Origin of the sequence: Streptomyces sp. NPDC018031 (assembly GCF_044327625.1) — a bacterium.
GTDB lineage: Bacteria > Actinomycetota > Actinomycetes > Streptomycetales > Streptomycetaceae > Streptomyces.
In genome coordinates, this window is record NZ_JBIRFT010000011.1 from 24019 (window position 1) to 44366 (window position 20348).

The window sequence follows — 20348 nt, forward strand, 5'->3', positions numbered from 1 at the left end:
CTGTCACACGGCCGAGGTCACTGGATCAGACTCTCGGGGCTGACGAAGGAGTAGCCGAGGGCCTGGATGCCCTCCACGGTCTCCTTGAGGGGCTCCACCGGGTGGTACGGGTGGTAGTAGAAGCTGGCGAAGCCGTCCCGCACCGCCAGGTTGGCCTGCGCGCCCTTGACCAGGTCGGCGGCGAGCCGCGGCGGGTTGTTGTTGTGGCCCTCCGGTTCGTAGCTGCCCAGGTTCTCCGGGAGCACCTTGGTGCCGTACACGTCGGTGACGGGGTACGGGAAGAACTGCCCCAGATAGCGTCCGGCGTCCGGCTCGGTGCCCCGCAGGGTTCCCGAGAAGTACAGCGAACGCTCCAGCCGGGCGGCGAAGTTCTGGCCGAAGACCTTGTAGTCGGTGGCCGAGGCCGCGTAGTGCGGGGTGGTCCACAGCTTCGGCTTGGGCAGGCCGACCCGGGCGAACTCGGCGAACGCCGAGGTGATCCGGGACTGCGCCCAGTCGGCGGAGTCCTCCGCCACCGGGCCGTCGTAGACCACGTAGTTCCCCTGGTCCACGTGGGCCCGGAAGAACTCGAAGTCGTCGCCGGTGAGCCCGTTGTACGGGTTGTCCGCGTTGCCGTACTGGTGGGTGTAGCCGTGGTCCATCAGCACGGCCCCGTTGGCCAGCATGTACTTGAGCGTGTTCACCAGTGCCGGCCGGTGGGCGAGCCGCACGGTGCGCGGCACGCCGTTGTTCTGCACGCCCTTGGGGTCGTTGTAGACGGGGATGACGTTGATCCCGTAGGCGATGTTCTTCGACTTCAGGTAGTCGGCGATCGCCCGCAGCTTGGTGGTGTCGGACATCGGGGTGATGTCCTCCAGCCGCAGCAGCGCCCGGTGCTGCTCGGGCGTCTGCGGGGCGAGGACGTCGAACAGCAGGTCCTGGAAGGCGAGGATGCGGTCGGTCTCCGAGACGTAGGTGAACGGGATCTCACCGACGTAGGTCAGGTTGGCCGAGCGGATCGCCCACGGGAAGGTCTGCTCGGTTCCCTGCGCGGTGTCCACCGCCTGCGCCACCTCGGTCACCGCCGGGTAGCCCGCCCCGGTCTTGACGTTGGGGTGCAGCACCCCGCCGTCCGCGCCGGCCGGGATCTTGCGGGTGAGCTCCTGGCCCTTGTACCGGACCTTGCCGATCTGCCCGACGCTCCCGTTCGACTCGTAGAAGGAGGTCGTCGGGTCCCAGCCGTACCGGTACTCGAACTCCTGCAGGCTGATCGCGTTGGCCATGTTCCAGATGTTGGAACCCACCCAGAGGACCGGACGCTCCGACAGCAGGATGTCCAGGTAGAGGTCCTGCGGAACGGCGTCGGGGATCTCCCCGCCGTAGTAGGTGGAGCCGATGTACACGGTCGCGTCGAACTCCTCCAGCAGGCCGGAGGTGTAGTCCTGGACCGGCTTGGCGGTCACGGTGCCGAAGTGGCCGCCGAGGTTGGCCACCCCCATCGCGTACAGCTCGCCCAGGTGCCCGTAGGGGCCGGCGGTGTCGTAGAGCACCAGGGTCTTGGCCTGCCCCGGCTCGGCCGCCGTGCGTGCGGTGGTCTGCGCCCGCGGTCCGGCCGGTACCGCGGAACGCTTGACCGCCGACCGGTTCCCGACCGTGCGCTTCTCGGCCACATCGGCGCGCCGTTCGGCGTCCGAGGACCGCTGGGCGGCCGCCCAGTCCCGCATCTCACCGGTCTTCACCCCGGTGCCCGGGGTGTGCGTCGCGGACCGGTCGGCTCGCCGGCCCTCCGCGGCGGTGGGTGTCAGGAAACCGCCCCCCAGCAGCGCGGCGATGGCCAGCGCGAGGACCGCCAGCCACCCCGGTCTTCTTCTCCAGGGTTCTCTCATGTGTGGTACCCCCCTCGGTACGTTCCCGCATTTCCATGGAGCGGCAGAAGCTGAGAAGGCAATTGATCATGGCCGAAACATAGTGCGCTGATCATGGCCGAGCCGTCACAGAATTCCCCATGCGGGATCACGGATCTCAACAATCCGGTGATTGTTCTGACCGGCCGCCACAGCTGTCAATGGGGCCTGGGTCCGGGAAATTTTCTTGCAAACGAAACCAACACGGCCCCTCCGTGCCGCCGACGACTCTGGTACGTTCCGTATGCGCGCAGCCATCGGGCCTGTTGGGGAACGGGCCCGATACTTCTGCGCGGGGCCATAATTGGGGGGTCCGATGTACGGTAGGTCCACTCTGGGACCAGTGCTGCCCATGGTGGGGCTTGCGGCAGCACCGGAAATGATCCCGGGAATTTCAGTTGCCCGAGGCTTGCAAGTGGTCGCGGGAGCGGGATTCCTGCTCTACTGCCTGGTCTTTTTCGGGCTTCTTATCGCGCGGCTGCGATTACGCGCACGGTCTTCCGCGTCGCGCGCCCGGGACGCCGACACCACCGACGTGGCGACGGCGGACCGGCCGTGACGACGGAGCTGCTCACCTGGGCCGCCGTCGCCCTCATCATCATGGCCGGCACCTACAACTTCGCGCTCTTCCTGCTCTCCCGGCGCCCGCCGCCGCACCGGCCCGGCTCCGGCGAGCAGCGCCTGTACGTCTTCCTCCTGGCCTGCCTCAACGAGGAGAAGGTGCTGGCCGAGAGCCTGGCGAGGATCACCGCCCTGCCCGCCGACCGGTGCGTGGCCCTGGTGATCGACGACGCCTCCGACGACCGCACCGCGGACATCGCCCGCGCCGCCGACTCCGGCCGGGTGTGGCTGCACCAGCGGAAGCTGCCGGACGCCCGGCGGGGCAAGGGCGCCGCGCTCAACGACGGGGTACGCCGGCTGCGGGCCTCCGGCCTGCTCGGCGACCGCGACCCCGACCAGGTGATCGTCTGCGTGGTGGACGCCGACGGCCGGCTGGACCCACACGTCATCGAGGCCGTCGACCCGTTCTTCAACGACGCCCGGACCGGGGCCACCCAGGTCGGGGTCCGGATGTACAACCGCGACCGGGGCCTGCTGGCCCGCATGCAGGACATGGAGTTCGTCGTCTACGGTGACGTCTTCCAGAGCGCCCGCCGCTTCCTGGGCAGCGTCGGCATGGGGGGCAACGGGCAGTTCATGCGGCTGTCCGCGCTCGACTCGCTCGGTGGCGACCCGTGGAGCGACAGCCTCACCGAAGACCTCGACCTGGGCATCCGGCTCATCGCCCGCGGCTGGACCAACCAGCACTGCACCACCGCCGCCGTCTCCCAGCAGGCGGTACTCGACGTACGCCGGCTGATCCGGCAGCGCTCCCGCTGGTTCCAGGGGCATCTGCAGTCCGCGAACCTGGTCCCGCTGATCCTCCGCGAGGTGCGCGGCAGGGCCGCCGCCGACCTCATCTACCACCTCTCCAGCCCGCTGCTGATCCTGCTCACCTCGCTGCTCCCGCTGTCCTTCGCGATCGCCGTGCTGGGGACCGTCGCCGCGTCGCTGCGCACCGGACACGCGCTGGTCTCGCCGATGTGGATCCTCGGCCCGTATCTGCTGTCCTTCACCGCGGCGTGGCTCTACGGCTTCGTCTACCGGCGCCGCGAGCCCTCCCTCTCGCTGCCGCGCGCGGCCCTGCTCGGGCATGTGTTCGTGATCTACGGCTACATCTGGTTCGCGGCGGGCTGGTGGGGGCTGTGGCGCGCCGTCACCGGCAAACGGACCTGGCTCAAGACCGCGCGCACCTGACCGCGCACCCGCCCCGGCGCCCCGGCCGGACCGGCCGCGGCGCGCGTACCCGGCACCTCCGATCCCAAGGAGCCCCATGTCCTCATCAGGCAGACCCGGGCCGGTCCCCGGCACCGTCGCGGCGGCATCGCCCGTGCCCGGGGCCGTCCCGCCGGCCCGGTCACCGCGTGCGATACGCACCATGCTGGTCCTCGGGACCCGCCCCGAGGCGATCAAACTCGCCCCGGTGGCACGGGCCATGGCCGCCTCCAGCCGCTTCGAACCGATGGTCGTGACCACCGGACAGCACCGCGAGATGCTCCACCAGATGCTCGGACTGCTGGGCGTCGGGGTGAAGACCGACCTCGCGGTGATGCGCGACCGCCAGGGCCTGGCGGAACTCACCGCCCGGCTGATGCGCGGCCTGGGTGGCGCGATCCGCACCGAACGGCCGGACCTGGTGGTGGTCCAGGGCGACACCACCACCGCGCTGTGCGGCGCGCTGGCCGCCTTCTACGAGCGGGTCCCGGTGGCCCACGTCGAGGCCGGCCTGCGGACCGGGGTGCCGGACAACCCCTTCCCCGAGGAGCTCAACCGCTGCCTGATCGGACGCATCGCGCACTGGCACTTCGCCCCCACCGCCTCCGCCGCCCGGCATCTGCTGGCCGAGGGCGTCCCGGCCGCACAGGTGCGGGTCACCGGGAACACCGTGGTGGACAACCTGCTGTGGGTGCTGGCGGAGGGCGCCGGGCGCAGCGCGTTCCGCACCGGGCCCCGGCGGGTCCTGCTGACCCTGCACCGGCGGGAGAACCAGGGCGACGCGATGCGGGCGATGGGCTCCGCCCTGCGGCGGCTCGCCGACCGCGGGGACGTGGAGATCGTGCTGCCGCTCCACCGCAGCCCGGCGGTGCGCGACGCCCTGCTGCCGCAGCTCGGCGGACATTCCCGGGTGCGGGTCGTCGAGCCCCTGGACTACCTGGACTTCGCGGCCACCCTGGCCGACTGCGACCTGGTGCTGACCGACTCCGGCGGAGTGCAGGAGGAGGCTCCCGGCCTCGGCAAACCCGCCCTGGTGCTGCGCACCACCACCGAGCGGCCGGAGGCGGTGGAGGCCGGCGCGGCGCTGCTGGTGGGCACCGACCCGGAGGTCATCCTGGCCGCGGCCGGCCGGCTGCTGGACGACCCGGAGGAGTACCGCCGGATGGCCCGCGCACGGCATCCGTTCGGTGACGGGCACGCCGCCGAGCGCATCGTGGACCGGCTGGCCGAGGACTTCACCGAGGGGCCGCCCTCGCCCGGCCCGGGCCCGGAGCGGCACGGCACCCCCGCCGGCCACGGCCCCGGAGACACCCCCGGCGGGGCGGACGGCCCGGGCCGCCCCCGCTCCTGCGCGCCCCCCTCCGCGCCGCAGCGGAATCCGGCGTCCGGCTCATACGATCCGACGGCATGAGGCCTGAACCGAGCGCACCGCGGCGGCTCCGTCGACGCCTCGCCGCCGTCGCGGTGGCCGGCGCGGTGGCGGCGGCCCTGGCGGTCGCGGGCGCGCTGGCGGTGGACCGGTTCTCGGACCGGGGGCACACCGGCGCCACCGAACCCTGGCAGGACGGCGAGGTGCACGGACCCTGGCGTTCGGTGTTCCACGGCTACGGCACCAACACCGGGGGAGCGGACCGGCTGGACCTCGTCCCGCGCGCGGCCCGCGAGCCGGACCGCACGCACGCCGGACTGGTGGTCTCCACCACGCGCTACGGCGATCTGGAGTACCGGGCCAGAATGCGCACGGCCGAACAATTACGCACACCGGAACCCAATCCCTGGGAGGTGGCGTGGCTGGTGTGGGCCTACACCGATCCTGAGCATTTCTACTATCTGGCGCTCAAGCCCAACGGCTGGGAACTGGGCAAGCGAGATCCCGAATACCGCGGTGGGCAGCGATTCCTGGCCACCGGTGCGCCGGATTTCCCGGTCGGTGAATGGTCCGGGGTGCGGGTCCGGCATGACGGCGCGCGTATGACGGTGGCCGTCGACGGCCAACAGCTGGTCGATTTCACGGACCGGGAACGGCCCTACACCTCGGGAAGTGTGGGCGCCTATACCGAAGACGCCCACGCGCAGTTCCGCGACGTCGCCGTTCCGCGTGGGCGGCGGGTTCCGGACAGCCGGCGGCCTTGAGTGGCCGTAAAGTGCCGCGCGGCCTTGCAGCGACGCATTCCCCGCCGCCGGACGGTGGGGAACCCGCACCGGCGGACGGAATTCCCCGCCGGCGGATGGTGGGAGGATGGAGGCGTGGACGGACCGGAAACCGGGGCGGCGCTGCCACCCCGCTTTTCGGCCATGAGGGCGCAAGACCACGGGAGGGATGCGTCCCGGTGCGCAGGGTGATGGGCGGAATGCCGAGGAGTGGTTCGCCCATGACCGGGGAGGCGCTGGACGTAGCCGACCGTCGCGCGGCAGCCCGCTGCCGCGTGGATCCCGCGAGAGGAGACCCCGCGATGAGCATGGTGAAGGAGACCGTCGAGGTCGACGTGCCGGTGCGCACCGCCTACAACCAGTGGACCCAGTTCGAGGAGTTCCCTCGGTTCATGCAGGGGGTGGAGGAGGTCACGCAACTGGACGACCGCCACAACCACTGGAAGACCAAGATCGGCGGGGTGCGGCGGGAGTTCGACACCGAGATCGTGGACCAGCTGCCGGACGAGCGGATCGCCTGGCGGACCACCAGCGGTGACACCAGGCAGAAGGGCGTGGTCACGTTCCAGCGCCTGGACGACACCCACACCCGCGTGGACCTGGCCCTGGACGTCGAACCCCACGGGCCGATGGAGAAGGCCGCGGACATGGCCGGCATGATCAACCGGCGGGTCAAGGGCGACATGCAGCGCTTCAAGGAGTACATCGAACACCGGGGCGACGAGACCGGCTCCTGGCGCGGCCGGATCCACCCGGGATGACGGCGCCCGGCCCGGAGCGCCGCCGGGCCGCACCGCGGTGCGGCCCGGCGGCGCTCCGGCGCGGCCCCCGGAGAAAACCGCGTGGCGCCGGGGCGGCCGGGCATGGCATGCTGTGGATCACCGAAGGGGTGTAGCTCAGAGGCCAGAGCGCCGGTCTCCAAAACCGGATGTCGCAGGTTCGACTCCTGTCTCCCCTGCCCGTTCGCCGACGCCGTCCTGATGGCGCGTCGACGTCTCAGGACGCGTCGGCTCGCTCGAAGACGACCAGCGTCCCCCGGCTGCCCGGGCGGACCGCGTGGATGACCCCGGCGTCCACCAGGTAGAGCTCACCGGGCCGCACCGACACCGGTGTGCCCGCGACCGTCAGCTCCAGCACACCGTCGAGCACGAGCAGTGCCTCGGCCGCGTCGTGTCTCTCCTCCCGGACCGGCAGTTCGTCCATCCGCAGGACCTTCACCTCCGCCGACCCCACCCGCCCCAGCACGCGGGATTCCCAGGCGTCCGGCAGGGCGGCGGCGGTGCTTCCCAGATCGATCAGGCTCATGGCACACCTCTCAGCGGACCCCTCCCGGTGGAAGGAACCCGCCCTCGCGTTCATCGGATGTGCCGAAGCTAATCGACCCCGCGGGGTGGTGGGTCGACCGTTCGGTAAAGAATCCCGGGCGGTACCGCCCGGCCGGGGCCCGGGCCGCCGGGCGCCGCCGTGCTCAGTCCAGCCGGGCGAGCAGCCGGTCGCACGCGTGCTGGCACCGCCGGCACGCCTCCGCGCAGATCCGGCAGTGTTCGTGCGTGTCGGCGTGGCTGCCGCACTCGTCGGCACACGCCTTGGCCACCGTCCGGCAGGCGTGCAGCACCGAGCGGGTGATGTTGGCGTCGTATCCGGTGTGACGGGACAGGACGGCCGCGGTGGCCGTGCAGATGTCCGCGCAGTCCATGTCGGTGCGGATGCACTTCGTCAGCTCGCCCACCATCCCCTCCGACAGACAGGCGTCCGCACAGGCGGTACACGCCTGGGCGCAGGCGAGGCACTCCTCGATACAGGCGGCCATGGCCTCCCGGTCCACGCCGCCCAGATCGGCCGGGTAGGTGCTCAGCATGTCCTTGACCGATGTGGTCATCACTCCCTCACCTCCTGGTGGCCCGCCGCGGCCGGTCCGCCGGGCGGTCCGCCGGGCCGGCGCGCGGTGCCATGGTGACGGGTAACACCGGCACGGGGCGGGCAAACACCCTCCGGGGCACGGGCTCAGCGGGGGACGCCCGCCTCCCGCGCCTCCCACTCGCTCCTCGTCAGGGCGTACTCGACCTCCCCGTGCTCGGAGCCGTCGATCACCTCCGGCCAGTCCCCGAAGTAGCCGCGGACGAAGACCAGACCCGCCTTCTCCATGACCCGGCGCGAAGCGTTGTTGACCGCCATGGTGTTCGCCGTGACCCGCCGCACACCCGGCTCGGTGAATCCCCTGCGGATCAGCGCCCGGGCCCCCTCGGTGGCGTAGCCCCGCCCCCACGCCGCCCTCCGCAGCCGGTACCCGAGCTCCACCACCTCGCGGCTGTCCTCCGCCAGCGGACGGTACTCGAACCAGCCGAGGAACCCACCCGAGGACTTCTCCTCCGCCGCCCAGAAGCCGCGGTCGCCGGTGCACCGGTAGTCGTGCAGCAGCCGCGGCAGGACGGCGGTGACCACCGTCTCACGCGGGGTCGGGCGGCCGCCGTTGATGAAGCGCATCACCTCGGGATCGCTGTCGAGTTCCACCAGGTGCTCCACGTCGGATGCGGTGAACCGGCGCATGACCAGCCGGTCGGTCTCCAGGAAGACGGTCATGCCATCGATCCTGCGCACCGCGCCCGGCGACCGCCACCGAATTCGGCCGCGGCACCGGCGGTCACCCGGCGCGGCCGCCGAGCGCCTCGCGGGCCCGGTCGACCAGGCCGGTGCCCGGCGTCAGCACCGTCCCGGCGAGCGGGGTGTGCGGCGCGGCCGGGTGGGGCCAGGCCGGCGCCGTCTTCCGCGCCCGCCGCAGCCGCTCACCCAGCCGGGCCAGGGTCTCCTCGCCGCAGGCCGCCCTCAGCAGCGTGAACAGCCGCCGCTCCTCGTCCAGCAGATGGGCGCGGACCTCCTCGGCGAGCCGGCTGACCAGGCCGTCGAACGCGGGGTCGTCGGCGCCCCGCCGTTCCAGGTCCTTCAGCAGCCCCTCGATCCGGGCGTGCTCGGCGAGTTCCTCGTCGGCCAGTGCGTTCCCGTGCTCCACGTGTTCGCGGACCGAGGGGTACAGGTACTCCTCCTCGGTCACCGAATGCCGTACCAGCTCCGCGGTGAGCCGGTCGACCAGCCGCTTGCGCTCCGGGTCGCCCGGGGGCACCGCGTCGATGCGCTCGAGGAGGCCGTCCACCTCCCGGTGGTCGGCCGTCAGCTCCGCGATGACGTCCTCGTCACGCCCCATGGTCCCGCACCTTCCGCTCGCCTCGCTCCGCCCCGGCCGACATGGCTCCCGCCGGCGCGGCGCCGCCCGGTGCCTCCGGAGGGGAAGGGGCGGCGGCGCCACGCCGTGGCGGCCGGAAGCACCACGCTCCGGCGCGCACACCCCTCCAGCCGACCTCACCGACCGCTCGTGGCGGGCGGATTCGGCCGGGCGTGGGAGTGTCGGCGCCCGGGCACCGCACGGAGCGGTCGGCCACCTCCGGCCGGGGCGCCGTCACACCCGGAACGCGACGGCCTGGTGGCCCGCACGGTGCACACCACCCCGGCGCGCCACGTCGGGTACCGGTTGACCGAACTCGGCCGGAGTCCCATCGGCCCGCTCGACGCCGCGTGCGCCCGGGCGCACGAGCACCGGGAGGAACCGATCGACGCACGCGAGGCCGCGGCAGCTGCGGGCCGTACCGGCCGAGCCGCGGGGCCGTACCGCGGCGGGGCCGGTGCGGGCACCGCCGCCGGCCCCGCAACGCGATGTCCGATGACCGCCAGCACCCGGTGCCACCCGGGACCAGACTGGCCGCCGTGACCACGACCCTTGCCACCCACACCGCCATCGAGCCCGGCATCCTCTACTTCGGCACGCCGGTGGCGCTGCTGTCCACGCTGAACGAGGACGGACGGGCCAACCTGGCGCCGATGTCCTCGGTGTTCTGGCTCGGCTGGCGGGCCGTCCTGGGGCTGGGAGCCCGTTCGCAGACGGCACAGAACCTGCTCCGCACCCGAGAGTGCGTGGTGAACCTCCCCTCCGACGCCCTCGCGCCGGCGGTGGACCGGCTCGCCCTGACCACCGGGACGGATCCCGTCCCGCCCGGCAAGGCGAAGCGCGGATACCGGCACGAGCCGGAGAAGTTCGCCCGGGCCGGGCTCACCCCGGTCGGCTCCGAGACCGTCGGCCCGCCCCGGGTCGCCGAGTGCCCGGTCGCCATGGAAACGGTGGTCGAGGCGGTGCACCCGCTGGCCGAGGACGACGAGCGGCAGCGCGGTTCGATCCTCACCTTCGAGGTGCGCGTCCAGCGGGTCCACGTGCACGAGGACATCCGGATGGACGGCAGCCCCGACCGGGTCGACCCCGATGCCTGGCGGCCGCTGATCATGAGCTTCCAGAAGTTCTACGGCCTCGGGCCGCAGGTGCACCCCTCCACTCTGGCGAGCATCCCGGAACGGCTCTACCGGGGCCCGGACATCGAGCGTGCCCGGGAGGTTCCCGCCCGCTGACCCCGGGCGGGAACCGACCCGGCGTCAGACGTGCGGGACCACCGCCACCGGCGCGGCGGCGTGGTGCAGTACGGCGTGCGCCACCGCGCCGATCCGCCGCAGCCCGCCGTCCCGGGCCCGGCGCCCGACGACCACCAGACCGGCGTCGGCGCCGTTGGTCAGCAGCACCTCGGCGGCCGCGCCGATCTCGGTGTGCTCGACCACGTCCACCTGCGGATACCTCTCCCGCACCGGCCGTACCGCGTCCGCGAGCAGCTTCTTGTGCAGCGACTCCAGGCCCCCCGCCTCATCGACCGCGCTCAACGCCCCGGGAGTCCAGGTGAAGGGGGGCGGCAGGGTCCAGGCGCGTACCGCCCGCACGGTGGCACCGCGCGCCGCGGCCGCCCGGAAGGCGAACTCCAGCACCGCGGAACCCGACTCGTCCGACTCCTGCACCCCCACCAGCACCTCGCCCGAGCCGGCCGCCGCGGAGCCGGCGGGAGCGCGCCCGTGCACCACGACGACCGGCCGCTCGGCCTGGCGCAGCACGTGCAGTGACACCGAGCCGAGCAGGTAGCCGACCAGCGCACCGTGCCCGCGTGACCCCAGTACCAGCATCTCGGCCCGCGCGGCCTCGGCGACCAGCGCCGGGACCGGGTCCTCGGCCAGGAGCTCGCTGTCGACCGACAGCCCGGGGACGAGCGCGGTCAGCCGCGCCTCCTCGTCCGCCAGCAGCTTCCGTGCCTGCCGCTGCTGTGTGCCGGCGTCCGGCGCGACGGGCGCGTCCAGCGGTTGCCACAGGTGGGCGTGGACCAGACGCAGTGCCATGCCGGTGCGGTCGGCCTCCCGCGCCGCCCAGTCGGCGGCGCCGGCGGACTCCTCGGTCCCGTCCAGCCCGACGGTGATGGTGCCAGTCATGTGAAGCGGCCTCCAGTGGTGACGGTCCGGCACGTTCGATGCCTCCACCATGGGCGCTCGCCGCGGTGCTCGCATGCCGGTGGTGCCGTCATGCCCCCGGGGGGCCGTCACCGGGGTCCGGGACGGGGAGCCCGCGACGTGGTCCGGGGCCGTCGGCGCACCGCGGGCCCCGGACCGGACCGGCCGGCTGCGTGGCCGGGTCCGGCGCCTGGTCGTGGCGGCCGGCCGCGCCGCCCCCGACGACCCACGCCGCGGCGGCGGTGACCAGGGCGAGCGCGACCAGCGACACACTTACCCACAACGGTGCGCGGTATCCGAGGCCGGCCGCGATCGCCAGCCCGCCCAGCCACGGCCCGGCGGCGGCACCCACGTTGAACGCGGCCGTGGCGAACCCACCGGCCAGGGTCGGCGCGGCGGCGGCCGCGTAGAGCGCCTGTGAGATGAGCGTGGACCCGACGGCGAACGACAGCGTCCCCTGGGCCAGGACGAACACCACCGTCGCCCCCGTGCTGCCCGCGGTCAGCGCGAACCCGGCCCAGCCGGCCAGCAGGACCGGCGCGCCGACCACCAGGAGCCGCACCGGCCGGGTGTCGGCCATCCGGCCGCCCACGGTGACCCCCAGGAACGAGCCGATGCCGAAGAGCGCCAGCACGGCGGGCACCCACCCGGACCCCAGCCCGGTCACCTCGGTGACCAGCGGCGCGAGATAGCTGAACGCGCAGAACGTGGCACCGTTGACCAGCGCGCCCAGCAGCAGGACGAGCAGCAGCCGCCGGTCGCGCAGCGACCGCAGCTCGCCCCGGACGCTGCCGGCGGCGGGGCCGGGGACGCCACCGGGCACCGACCGCACGATCGCCGCCAGGGCCGGCACCGACAGCAGCGCGACCGCCCAGAACGCCGAGCGCCATCCCCACACCTGTCCGAGCAGGGCCCCCGCGGGCACACCCACCACACAGGCGAGGGTGACGCCCCCGAGGAGGACGGAGGTGGCCCGTCCCTTGAGGTTCGGCTCCACCAGGCCGGTCGCGGTGGTCACGGCCACCGCCAGGAAGCCGGCGTTGGCCAGCGCCCCCACCACCCGGGCGGCGACCAGCGTCCGGAAGTCGGTGGTGACCGCCCCGAGGACGTGGACGAGGAGGAAGACGGTCAGAAAGGTCAGCAGCGCGCGGCGCGGCGACCAGCGCCGGCCGAGCACCGCCATCACCGGCGCGCCGACCACCATCCCGACGGCGAAAGCCGAGGTCAGCAGGGAGGCGGTGGGGATGGACACGCGCATGTCGGCGGCGATGTCCGGGGTCAGCCCGGACAGCATGAACTCGGACGTCCCCTGGGCGAAGACCGCCAGTCCGAGCAGATACAGAACGAAGGGCACAGCAGTACTCCACAACCGCATCATGGATCGACAGGGCCGCGTCACGGCTGTGGCGGGCCCGGCCGGCGTCGCGGAGGACACGGCACACGGAAGCCGCCGGACCATCACGCGGAGGAAGACCCGCCGGCGTCACGGAGGGGACGCGCGGTCCGGGTCGAAGACAGCCCGTACGACGGCGGTCCGGTGGCAGCGGAGCACGCACCGCGAGGCCCGCGGCCGCAGGGGCGGCGGCGGGGCGCGGAGGTGCCGGCACGATCAGCCACCGGGACGACCGGTGGCTAGCGTCTGGATGCCTCGGGGCTGGACATGGGGCGAAGACTAGTCAGCCGGGTCCGGGCCGTCCACCGCATTCCGCCGCCCCGGCCGGGCCGGCGGCGTGTCGGCGGTGCGCCGGGGGGTAGGGGAGTCCGCACCGGCGGTGCACCGGCCCCGTCGGGACCCACTGTGCAAGGAGGAGTTCATGTCCGGACTGTTCGCCAGGATCAGACGGTTCAGCCGCACCCCGCAGGGGCAGCGGGCGATGGACACGGCGCGGCGGGCCGCCGCCGACCCGCGGCGGCGGTCCCAGGCCCGCCGGCTCCTCAGCAGGCTGCGCGGACGGCACTGAGCGGTACCGGGCGAGCGGTGGGCCGGAGAAGCCCGGGACGCCGGCGGGTGCCGGCGATTCAGGGCTTCACCGGCATCCCACGGACCCACCGCCACCGCATTCCGTTCCCGCCTCCGACGCAACGGAGAACACGCGGGTTTCCGGCGCCCGGTGATTGATCACTTGACGCGTCCGTACCAGACCTTTCCGGTCCAGATCTTTTCCTTGCGCACCGATGTCCCGGGCTTGGGAGAATGCCAGATCTGGTTTTTCCCGGCGTAGATCCCGACGTGGTACACACGACCGCCGGAGTGAAAGAACACGAGGTCACCCGGCTTGCGTGAGCCGACGGACACATGGCGTGTCCTGTTGTATTGGGCGGCCGCCGTCCGGGGCAGCGTCTTCCCCGCCTTCTTGTACGAGTAGAGCGTCAGACCGGAGCAGTCGAACCGGTTCGGGCCCGCCGCTCCGTAGCGGTACGGGGAGCCCTTCTTCGCGGCGGCCACCTTGAGGGCCTTGGCCGCCGGCGTGGCGGCTTCCGCTTCCGCCGCCAGGCCCGGGACCAGCAACGACGCGGTCACGGTGGCGGCGGTGAGGGCCGACACGGCCCCGGCCCGGGAAATGCACGGAGGTATGGACGGAATCGCAGACATGGCTATGCCCTTCGTCATACGCCTGCGAAAGATGACCTGTCGGGTTCGGGCAGGCGAAGTTGCCCGGCCACTTCCGTGGCTTCACCCCAAGGACCATCGCGTTCATGGCCCGTCGTGCTCGGGTCTCCCGCTCCTGCCGGCTCACTGTCGTGTGCGGTCATCCGGGGCGTCGGCAGGACTCGGCGTGCGCCCGGACGGCCCCGCCTCGGTGACGGGGTATTCGTTCCGGAGAGAGATCTTGCGACATCAATCGCCGTTCCGCAGAGCCAAAATGGGGTTCTGTGAACTTATTCACTCCCTCTCCCGTGGGAAATCCGTCCGCCCTTCTTCAGCCGGCCGACCGTCAATTGACCGCAATAGCAGGGCACTTGACGGACGCGATCAAGGATGTCCGCGGACGATCGAGGAGGGGTCGACGGCCGCTGGACCCCGGCCACATCGCACTGCTCCGACACGGGACTTCACCCGGACGCCGCGTGACGCCGGGCTCGCGGCCGGGTTGAACAGTGCGCCCGCCCGCACGCGTCGGCGCGGGGTCGGCCCGAGGCGGCGCGGACGAGGAACAAGACGTGGACTTGACAACGGTGCGCGAGGTCATCGACGGCCGGAGCGGCGCCCCCTGGCAACCGGGTGACGCCTGGCTGGCCGGCGGCACCCACCTGTTCGCCGAACCGCGGCCCGAGCTGCGCAGACTCCGGGACCTGGGAGCCATGGGCTGGGCGCCGCTGACCGTCACCGAGCACGGCCTGGAGATCGCCGCCACCTGCACCGTCGCCGAGCTGCTGGCTTTCGCCGAGGCCCGCGGCGGCCCCTGGCCGCGGGCCCGCGACCTGATGGCGTTCTGCTGCCGCGCCTTCTCCTCCTCTTTCAAGGTGTGGAACACCGCCACCGTCGGCGGCAACCTGTGCCTGGCGCTGCCGGCCGCTCCGATGGTCTCGCTCACCGCCGCGCTGGACGGCGTGTGCCTGCTGTACGCGCCCGACGGCGGCCGCAGACGGCTGCCGGTGCTCCGGTTCGTGACCGGCCCCGGGCGCACCGCCCTGCGCCCCGGTGAGCTGCTGCGCTCGATCACCCTGCCCACCGGACCGCTGGACGCCCGCACCGCATGCCGCCGGGCGGCCCTGCGGCCCCACGGCCGGTCCGCCGCCCTGGTGACCGGCGTCCACGACCCGCGTTCGCACCGTCTCACCCTCACCATCAGCGCGGCCACCCCCAGGCCGGTGCGCATCACGTTCTCCCGGCCGCCCGCCGAGGGCCGGCTGCGGGACGCGGTCCGGCGGGCCGTCCCGCCGGCGGCGGTGGTCGACGACATCCACGGCTCAGCCCGGTGGCGCCGTCACATGGCGCTCCACCTGGCCGAAGAGGTCCGCCGCGAGCTGCTCGCGGGCGGCGGCAACGGGTAACGGAGGAGAGACATGCCGTTCCGGGTCCGCGTCAACGGGCAGGAGGTCCGCCGGCCCCCCGCCCCCGGCCAGTGCCTGCGCACCTTCCTGCGCGACCACGGCTGGTTCGGGGTGAAGAAGGGCTGCGACACCGGGGACTGCGGTGCCTGCACCGTGCACGTCGACGGCGTCGCGGTGCACAGCTGCCTCCACCCGGCGGTCCGCGTCGCCGGACGCTCGGTCACCACCGTCGAGGGCCTCGCCGACGGGGACGCGCTCCACCCCCTCCAGCAGCGGTTCCTCGACGCCCAGGGCTTCCAGTGCGGCTTCTGCACCCCCGGCATGATCATGACCGCGGCGGTGCTGACGCCCGAACAGCTAGCGGACCTGCCGCAGACCCTCAAGGGCAACCTGTGCCGGTGCACCGGCTACCGGGCGGTCGAGGAGGCGCTGCGCGGTGCCGGCCACCCCCCGGAGCCGGCCACGGCCGACCGCCCCGGCGGCAGCGGCCGGCCGGCACCGACGCCCGCCGGGCGGGAGGTGGTCACCGGCACCGCCCGGTTCACCGTGGACACCAGCCCGCCCGGCCTGCTCCACCTCAAACTCGTGCGGTCACCGCACCGGCACGCGCGCATCCGCGCCATCGACACCACCGCGGCCCGCGCGGTACGCGGGGTGCGCGCGGTCCTCACCCACCTCGACGCGCCCGCCACCCGCTTCTCCACCGGGCGCCATGAGCACGACGACGACGATCCCGCCGACACCCGCGTACTGGACGACGTGGTCCGCCACCCCGGGCAGCGGGTGGCCGCGGTGGTCGCCGACAGCGAGGCGGCCGCCGAGGAGGGGTGCCGCGCGGTCCGGGTCACCTACCAGGTGCTGCCCGCCGTGTCCGACCCCGAACAGGCCCTGCTGCCGGACGCGGTACGGGTCCATCCGGCCGGCAACACCGTCGACGAGGTGCACACCGCGAGTGGTGACCTCGAACGCGGACTCGCCGAGGCCGACACCGTCTACGAGGAGACCTTCCGCACCCCGCGCGTCCAGCACGCCGCTCTGGAGACCCACGCCGCCACCGCCTGGTTCGACGGGGACGGCCGGCTGACCGTGCGCTCCGGAACCCAGACCCCGCACCTCACCCGCCGGGCGCTGTGCGGCCTCTTCGAACTGCCGCCGGACCGGGTGCGGGTGGTCAGCGGCCGCATCGGCGGCGCCTTCGGCGGGAAGCAGGAGATGCTCGTCGAGGACGTCGTGGTGCTCGCCGCGCTGCGCACCGGCCGTCCGGTACGGCTGGAGTACACCCGCACCGAGCAGCTCACCGCTTCCACCACGCGCCACCCCTTCACCGTCCGGGTCACGGCCGGGGCTCGCCGCGACGGCACGCTCACCGCCCTGCGGCTGCGCGTCGTCTCCGACACCGGGGCGTACGGCAACCACGGGTCGACCGTGCTGCGCGCCGCCTGCCAGGGGCCCCTGGGGCTCTACCGCTGTCCTGCCGTCCGGGTCGACGGCTACGCGGTGTACACCCACACGGTGCCCGCCGGGGCGTTCCGCGGCTACGGCTTCGGCCAGGTCGTCTTCGCGGTGGAGTCGGCGCTGGATGAACTCGCCCACCGGCTCGGCATCGACCCGCTGGTGATGCGGGAACGCAACTACGTCCGGCCCGGCGAGCCGCTCACCGCCCCCGGCCGGACCGGCCGGCCGCCGGTCGCCGACTCCGGCCTGGCGCAGTGCCTGGCCGCGGTCCGGGAGCACCGCGCGTCCCGGCGGGCCGCCGGGACCGCCCCGCCCGGGCCGCACCGGCTGGTCGGCGAGGGCATGGCCGCCTCGGTGTGCCCGTGCGCGCCGCCGGACGGGCACATCGCCCAGGCGCGGGCCTGCCTCGCCGCCGACGGCCACTACGAGCTGAGCCTCGGAGCCCCGGAGTTCGGCAGCGGTGCCACCGGCGCCCAGCAGCAGATCGCCGCCGCCACCCTGGCCACGCACCCCGGCCGCATCCGGGTCCGGCAGGCCGACACCGACCTGCTGGACCACGACACCGGTGGCTTCGCCTCCACCGGGACGGCACTGGTCGGGCAGGCGGTGCGGCGCGCCTGCCGCGACCTGCGCGACACGCTGCTCGACCTCGCGGCGACCCGGCTGGGGACCGACCGCGACCTGTGCCGCCTCGACGGCGACGCGGTGCACGGTCCCGGCGGACCGGTCCCGCTCCGTACGCTCCATCAGGCCGCCTGGGCGGCCGGCCGGGAGCCGGCCGGGTACGGGCGCGCCCAGCCGGTCTCCGGCACCGCCGCGTTCACCGTGCACTGGGTCCGGGTCGCCGTCGACCCGCGGACCGGCCACGTCACCGTCCTCGACAGCTTCCAGGCCGCGGACGCCGGTGTCGTGCTGCACCCGGACCGGTGCCGGGCGCAGATCGAAGGGGCGGTGGCGCAGGGCATCGGGATCGCCTTCCTGGAAGAGCTGCGCACCGACGAGCACGGCCGGGTCATCACCTCCGACCTGCGCGCCTATCCGGTCCCCACGACGGCCGAGGTGCCCAGGACCGCGATCCACCTGGCACGCACCCACGATCCGGGCGGGGCGCTGGGCGCCAAACCGATGAGCGAGACGCCGCTCAACCCGGTCCCCCCGGCCCTGGCCAACGCGGTACGGGACGCCACCGGCATCCGGTTCACCACCCTGCCGATGCGGCCGGACGTGGTGTGGCAGGCCCTGCGCGGGTCCACCGGCTGAGCAGCCGGCCCGGCCGCCGGCCGCGCGCCGTACGGTTCGGGTGCCAGGCCGGACGGCCCGGGGCCGGGCTCACCGGGCTCACCGCAGGCGGGTCACGCGCCCTGGTCGCCGAAGCCGGTCCGCCACGAGGCCCGGGCCGGGCTCCAGCCCCGGGACCGGGCCAGGGTGTTGGACGCGCCCCGCTCCCAGCCCTGCCGCCCCGGGACGCGATCCGGCACCGGCGCGCCGAGCGAGTCCGCCAGCACCGGCAGCCACTCGTGGGCGGGCGCCGGCTCGTCGTCCACGATGTTGACCGGCCCGCCCGGCCAGTCGAGCGCGGCGACGGCGGCCCGCGCCGCGTCCGCCACGTGGACGAAGGAACCGACCGCGTCGTCGGCCACGACGGACCCCAGGAAGCGGGCCGCCGGATCGCCCGCCAGAGCGGCGGCCACCGCGCCACCGGGCGCGTACCAGGTGCCGGGGCCGTACAGGATGCCGTAGCGCAGCACCACCGCGGTCTCCAGTCCGGCCACCGTCTCCTCCAGCGCCCGCACCCCGGCCACCGTCCGGGCGCGGGGCTGCGCGGCGGTGTCGTCCAGCGGCACCGACTCGTCGGCCGGGCCGTGGCCGGGGGCGTACGCCCAGGAGATGGACTGCGCGACGATCCGGGACACCCCGGCCGCCCGGGCGGCTTCCGTCAGGTTGCGGGTGCCCTCCCGGCGCAACCGGGTGTTGGCCGCGCCGTCGGCGTCCGCCAGATCGGTCAACTGGTGGATCACCGCGTCCGGTGCCGCCCGGGCCACCGCGCGCCGCAGGGCGTCCGCGTCGAGCGCGTCGACCCGAACGGCCGCCGCCCCCTGGCTCCGTATCCGGTCCGTGCCCGCCGGGGACCGGGAGGTGCCGGTGACCCGGTGGCCCGCGTCGAGGAGCAGCGGGACGAGCAGGCGGCCGACAACGCCGGTGGCTCCGGCAACGAAGACGTGCATGGGAAGGTCCGTTCCACCATTCGGTTCCGGGGCCCGCCGGCTGCCGGCGGGCGGATCACCCCAGGCTAGGCGCGGTCCGGTCGGTACGAGTGGGCCACTTGGGGAGCGGAACCGCGGGCGACTTCAGCGCTGCCGGAGTGCCCGCGCCGCCGGGTCGGCCCGCGGCGGTCAGCCCCGCGGCGGCGGTCAGCCCGCCGGGATCGCGGGCCGCTGGGCGAAGAAGGTCCGGGCGTCGGCCAGCGCGCCGCCGTCGGACAGCACCTGGCCCGGTGCGCTGCCGTTGCCGAGCAGCACCCCGCCCCAGCGCATCCCCATGAACTCCGCGCAGTTGCGGAGTGTCCCGATCAGCGGGTCCGCCTTGCCCCGGTCGGCGGAGGCGAGCGCGGACACCCCCCACAGCGTCTTGCCGGCCATGCGCCGGCGGAAGTCGACCCCGGGGACCCGCAGCCAGCCCGACCAGTGGTCCAGGTAGAGCTTGGCGTCGGTGGCGACGCTGTACCAGTAGAGCGGTGAGGCGATGACCAGGTCGCCGGCGGCCAGGGTGGCGTCGAGCAGCAGGCGGGCGTTGCCCTCGGGGGCCGGGTACTGCCCGGTCCCGGTGTGCCGGAGGTCCTCGAAGGGCGGCAGCGGCAGATCGCGCAGCCGCAGCCACTCCTGCCCGACGTCGTCGGACAGCCCCGCCGCCGCCTGCCGGGCGAGCTCCTCGGTGTTCCCGCCGAGGCGGGCGCTCGCCAGCAGGAACAGGAACGTCCGCTCGACCGCCCGGTCCGGTGTCGTCATGTGGTGCTCACTTCTCGTTCGCCTTGTGCGTTCCGCTGCTGCCAGAGCACAAGTGCGGGCCCCGGCCGGATATTCCGGGCCGCCGCGGACCCGGCCGCCGCGGGCCGGTGCCCGGTGTCCGCGGGCCGGTGCCGGAGCCGGGCGCCGGCCGGCGCGGTGCCCGGAAGCCGGTGCCCGAAAGCCGGTGTCCGGTGTCCGCGGCGCCGCGTGCCGGGGCGGCGTGGCCGGCCGGATCCGGTCCGTCCCCGGTGCCGGCGGAGCCGGCGAATTGCCGGTGCGGCGTGGAAAGCATTTCTCCCCTGGCGGGAAATCGCCGAGCCGCCGCGCATGGTCCGGGTAAGGCGGGGCATGCGAAAGCTCGGAGGTTGATGAATATGATTCCCTTGCTTCTTGTCCTGCTGCTCGCCCTGGTCCTTTTCGGAGCGGGCTTCGCCCTGAAGGCCCTGTGGTGGATCGCGGTGATCGTGCTGGTCCTGTGGGTGCTGGGCTTCCTGGTCAGGCCGGTCGGGGCCGGTGGCCGCCGGGGGCGCTGGTATCGCTGGTAGGCGCGCCGAAAAAGCACCCCCGGGGCGGGGGCCCCCGCCAAAACGGCGCCCCCCCCCCCGAAGACCGACCAAATATACCCACACCCCCGGCGAGTGACCGCGTGTCCCGACAAACCCCGCGCGGGGCCGAGGGC

At 73.7% G+C, this 20348-nt stretch carries 19 protein-coding genes, 1 tRNA gene, 1 pseudogene and 1 riboswitch; of the genes and pseudogenes, 11 read left to right on the forward strand and 10 right to left on the reverse strand.

Annotation, left to right across the window (positions count from 1 at the left end):
- Positions 1-17: 17 nt before the first annotated feature.
- A complete protein-coding gene (locus ACH4B3_RS22885) occupies positions 18-1865 on the reverse strand; it encodes a DUF2334 domain-containing protein (protein ID WP_398465440.1) in 1848 nt (615 codons plus the stop codon).
- 361 nt (positions 1866-2226) lie between these two features.
- On the opposite strand from ACH4B3_RS22885, the gene ACH4B3_RS22890 reads away from it, so the two are divergent.
- The 6 genes from ACH4B3_RS22890 (at position 2227) to ACH4B3_RS22915 (ending at position 6807) form a co-directional block, all read left to right on the forward strand.
- Positions 2227-2442, forward strand: coding sequence for a hypothetical protein (locus ACH4B3_RS22890; protein ID WP_398465442.1), 216 nt, complete (start codon positions 2227-2229; stop codon positions 2440-2442).
- Entirely contained in the window at positions 2439-3680 is a 1242-nt protein-coding gene (locus ACH4B3_RS22895) for a glycosyltransferase family 2 protein (protein ID WP_398465444.1), read from the forward strand. Before ACH4B3_RS22890 ends, ACH4B3_RS22895 begins: the two co-directional genes overlap by 4 nt.
- A 181-nt stretch (positions 3681-3861) precedes the next feature.
- Positions 3862-5109 carry a non-hydrolyzing UDP-N-acetylglucosamine 2-epimerase gene (gene wecB, locus ACH4B3_RS22900; RefSeq protein WP_398465446.1) on the forward strand — a complete coding sequence of 416 codons (1248 nt, stop codon included), beginning with the start codon at positions 3862-3864 and terminating at the stop codon, positions 5107-5109.
- The gene (locus ACH4B3_RS22905) at positions 5106-5831 is read left to right on the forward strand and encodes a family 16 glycoside hydrolase (protein ID WP_398465448.1); all 726 of its coding nucleotides are present in this window, start codon (positions 5106-5108) and stop codon (positions 5829-5831) included. The genes wecB and ACH4B3_RS22905 overlap by 4 nt, the downstream gene beginning before the upstream one ends.
- 320 nt (positions 5832-6151) lie before the next feature.
- A complete protein-coding gene (locus ACH4B3_RS22910) occupies positions 6152-6610 on the forward strand; it encodes an SRPBCC family protein (RefSeq protein ID WP_398465450.1) in 459 nt (152 codons plus the stop codon).
- A gap of 124 nt (positions 6611-6734) precedes the next feature.
- Positions 6735-6807, forward strand: a tRNA-Trp gene (locus ACH4B3_RS22915).
- Positions 6808-6845: 38 nt separating this feature from the next.
- On the opposite strand, the gene ACH4B3_RS22920 is transcribed toward ACH4B3_RS22915, so the two are convergent.
- From ACH4B3_RS22920 to ACH4B3_RS22935, 4 genes are all read right to left on the reverse strand, one after another.
- Complete coding sequence (locus tag ACH4B3_RS22920; protein WP_398465452.1) at positions 6846-7154, reverse strand: cupin domain-containing protein; 309 nt, start codon at positions 7152-7154, stop codon at positions 6846-6848.
- 163 nt (positions 7155-7317) lie between these two features.
- Positions 7318-7728 carry a four-helix bundle copper-binding protein gene (locus ACH4B3_RS22925; RefSeq protein ID WP_398465454.1) on the reverse strand — a complete coding sequence of 137 codons (411 nt, stop codon included), beginning with the start codon at positions 7726-7728 and terminating at the stop codon, positions 7318-7320.
- A gap of 125 nt (positions 7729-7853) precedes the next feature.
- Positions 7854-8429, reverse strand: coding sequence for a GNAT family N-acetyltransferase (locus ACH4B3_RS22930; RefSeq protein ID WP_398465456.1), 576 nt, complete (start codon positions 8427-8429; stop codon positions 7854-7856).
- Positions 8430-8490: 61 nt separating this feature from the next.
- Positions 8491-9048, reverse strand: coding sequence for a hemerythrin domain-containing protein (locus ACH4B3_RS22935; protein ID WP_398465458.1), 558 nt, complete (start codon positions 9046-9048; stop codon positions 8491-8493).
- Between the two features lie 557 nt (positions 9049-9605).
- On the opposite strand from ACH4B3_RS22935, the gene ACH4B3_RS22940 reads away from it, so the two are divergent.
- On the forward strand, positions 9606-10298 hold the full coding sequence (locus tag ACH4B3_RS22940) for a flavin reductase family protein (RefSeq protein WP_398465460.1): 693 nt from the start codon (positions 9606-9608) through the stop codon (positions 10296-10298).
- Between the two features lie 24 nt (positions 10299-10322).
- Here ACH4B3_RS22940 and ACH4B3_RS22945 read toward each other — a convergent pair whose 3' ends face one another.
- Both ACH4B3_RS22945 and ACH4B3_RS22950 read right to left on the reverse strand, forming a co-directional pair.
- Positions 10323-11195, reverse strand: a complete 873-nt coding sequence (locus ACH4B3_RS22945) for a universal stress protein (RefSeq protein WP_398465462.1) — start codon at positions 11193-11195, stop codon at positions 10323-10325.
- A gap of 262 nt (positions 11196-11457) precedes the next feature.
- Positions 11458-12567: pseudogene (locus tag ACH4B3_RS22950) on the reverse strand (Cmx/CmrA family chloramphenicol efflux MFS transporter); the annotation flags it as partial.
- Between the two features lie 460 nt (positions 12568-13027).
- Between ACH4B3_RS22950 and ACH4B3_RS22955 the strand changes: the two are divergent.
- Entirely contained in the window at positions 13028-13174 is a 147-nt protein-coding gene (locus tag ACH4B3_RS22955) for a hypothetical protein (protein WP_398465464.1), read from the forward strand.
- Between the two features lie 158 nt (positions 13175-13332).
- Here the strand turns inward: ACH4B3_RS22955 and ACH4B3_RS22960 are convergent, their stop codons facing one another.
- Positions 13333-13806 carry a C40 family peptidase gene (locus ACH4B3_RS22960; protein WP_398465466.1) on the reverse strand — a complete coding sequence of 158 codons (474 nt, stop codon included), beginning with the start codon at positions 13804-13806 and terminating at the stop codon, positions 13333-13335.
- A gap of 3 nt (positions 13807-13809) precedes the next feature.
- A riboswitch (cyclic di-AMP (ydaO/yuaA leader) is annotated at positions 13810-14001 on the reverse strand.
- A gap of 374 nt (positions 14002-14375) precedes the next feature.
- Here ACH4B3_RS22960 and ACH4B3_RS22965 point away from each other — a divergent pair.
- Both ACH4B3_RS22965 and ACH4B3_RS22970 read left to right on the forward strand, forming a co-directional pair.
- A complete protein-coding gene (locus ACH4B3_RS22965; RefSeq protein ID WP_398465468.1) occupies positions 14376-15209 on the forward strand; it encodes an FAD binding domain-containing protein in 834 nt (277 codons plus the stop codon).
- A 12-nt stretch (positions 15210-15221) separates the two neighbouring features.
- Complete coding sequence (locus tag ACH4B3_RS22970) at positions 15222-17924, forward strand: molybdopterin-dependent oxidoreductase (protein ID WP_398465470.1); 2703 nt, start codon at positions 15222-15224, stop codon at positions 17922-17924.
- 92 nt (positions 17925-18016) lie between these two features.
- Here ACH4B3_RS22970 and ACH4B3_RS22975 read toward each other — a convergent pair whose 3' ends face one another.
- On the reverse strand, positions 18017-18889 hold the full coding sequence (locus ACH4B3_RS22975) for an NAD-dependent epimerase/dehydratase family protein (RefSeq protein WP_398465472.1): 873 nt from the start codon (positions 18887-18889) through the stop codon (positions 18017-18019).
- A 186-nt stretch (positions 18890-19075) separates the two neighbouring features.
- Positions 19076-19669: a flavodoxin family protein gene (locus ACH4B3_RS22980; RefSeq protein WP_398465474.1), complete on the reverse strand. Its 594-nt coding sequence runs from the start codon at positions 19667-19669 to the stop codon at positions 19076-19078.
- A gap of 374 nt (positions 19670-20043) precedes the next feature.
- Between ACH4B3_RS22980 and ACH4B3_RS22985 the strand changes: the two genes are divergently transcribed.
- Positions 20044-20214 carry a hydrophobic protein gene (locus ACH4B3_RS22985; RefSeq protein ID WP_398465774.1) on the forward strand — a complete coding sequence of 57 codons (171 nt, stop codon included), beginning with the start codon at positions 20044-20046 and terminating at the stop codon, positions 20212-20214.
- Positions 20215-20348 lie beyond the last annotated feature (134 nt).

What these genes read in the sequence shown, in the direction of transcription:
- ACH4B3_RS22885 (WP_398465440.1), bottom strand. Translation starts at nt 1,865, where the DNA reads ATGAGAGAACCCTGGAGAAGAAGACCGGGGTGGCTGGCGGTCCTCGCG.
- wecB (WP_398465446.1), top strand. Translation starts at nt 3,862, where the DNA reads ATGCTGGTCCTCGGGACCCGCCCCGAGGCGATCAAACTCGCCCCGGTG.
- ACH4B3_RS22905 (WP_398465448.1), top strand. Translation starts at nt 5,106, where the DNA reads ATGAGGCCTGAACCGAGCGCACCGCGGCGGCTCCGTCGACGCCTCGCC.
- ACH4B3_RS22910 (WP_398465450.1), top strand. Translation starts at nt 6,152, where the DNA reads ATGAGCATGGTGAAGGAGACCGTCGAGGTCGACGTGCCGGTGCGCACC.
- ACH4B3_RS22920 (WP_398465452.1), bottom strand. Translation starts at nt 7,154, where the DNA reads ATGAGCCTGATCGATCTGGGAAGCACCGCCGCCGCCCTGCCGGACGCC.
- ACH4B3_RS22925 (WP_398465454.1), bottom strand. Translation starts at nt 7,728, where the DNA reads ATGACCACATCGGTCAAGGACATGCTGAGCACCTACCCGGCCGATCTG.
- ACH4B3_RS22930 (WP_398465456.1), bottom strand. Translation starts at nt 8,429, where the DNA reads ATGACCGTCTTCCTGGAGACCGACCGGCTGGTCATGCGCCGGTTCACC.
- ACH4B3_RS22935 (WP_398465458.1), bottom strand. Translation starts at nt 9,048, where the DNA reads ATGGGGCGTGACGAGGACGTCATCGCGGAGCTGACGGCCGACCACCGG.
- ACH4B3_RS22945 (WP_398465462.1), bottom strand. Translation starts at nt 11,195, where the DNA reads ATGACTGGCACCATCACCGTCGGGCTGGACGGGACCGAGGAGTCCGCC.
- ACH4B3_RS22955 (WP_398465464.1), top strand. Translation starts at nt 13,028, where the DNA reads ATGTCCGGACTGTTCGCCAGGATCAGACGGTTCAGCCGCACCCCGCAG.
- ACH4B3_RS22960 (WP_398465466.1), bottom strand. Translation starts at nt 13,806, where the DNA reads ATGTCTGCGATTCCGTCCATACCTCCGTGCATTTCCCGGGCCGGGGCC.
- ACH4B3_RS22970 (WP_398465470.1), top strand. Translation starts at nt 15,222, where the DNA reads ATGCCGTTCCGGGTCCGCGTCAACGGGCAGGAGGTCCGCCGGCCCCCC.
- ACH4B3_RS22975 (WP_398465472.1), bottom strand. Translation starts at nt 18,889, where the DNA reads ATGCACGTCTTCGTTGCCGGAGCCACCGGCGTTGTCGGCCGCCTGCTC.
- ACH4B3_RS22980 (WP_398465474.1), bottom strand. Translation starts at nt 19,669, where the DNA reads ATGACGACACCGGACCGGGCGGTCGAGCGGACGTTCCTGTTCCTGCTG.
- ACH4B3_RS22985 (WP_398465774.1), top strand. Translation starts at nt 20,044, where the DNA reads ATGATTCCCTTGCTTCTTGTCCTGCTGCTCGCCCTGGTCCTTTTCGGA.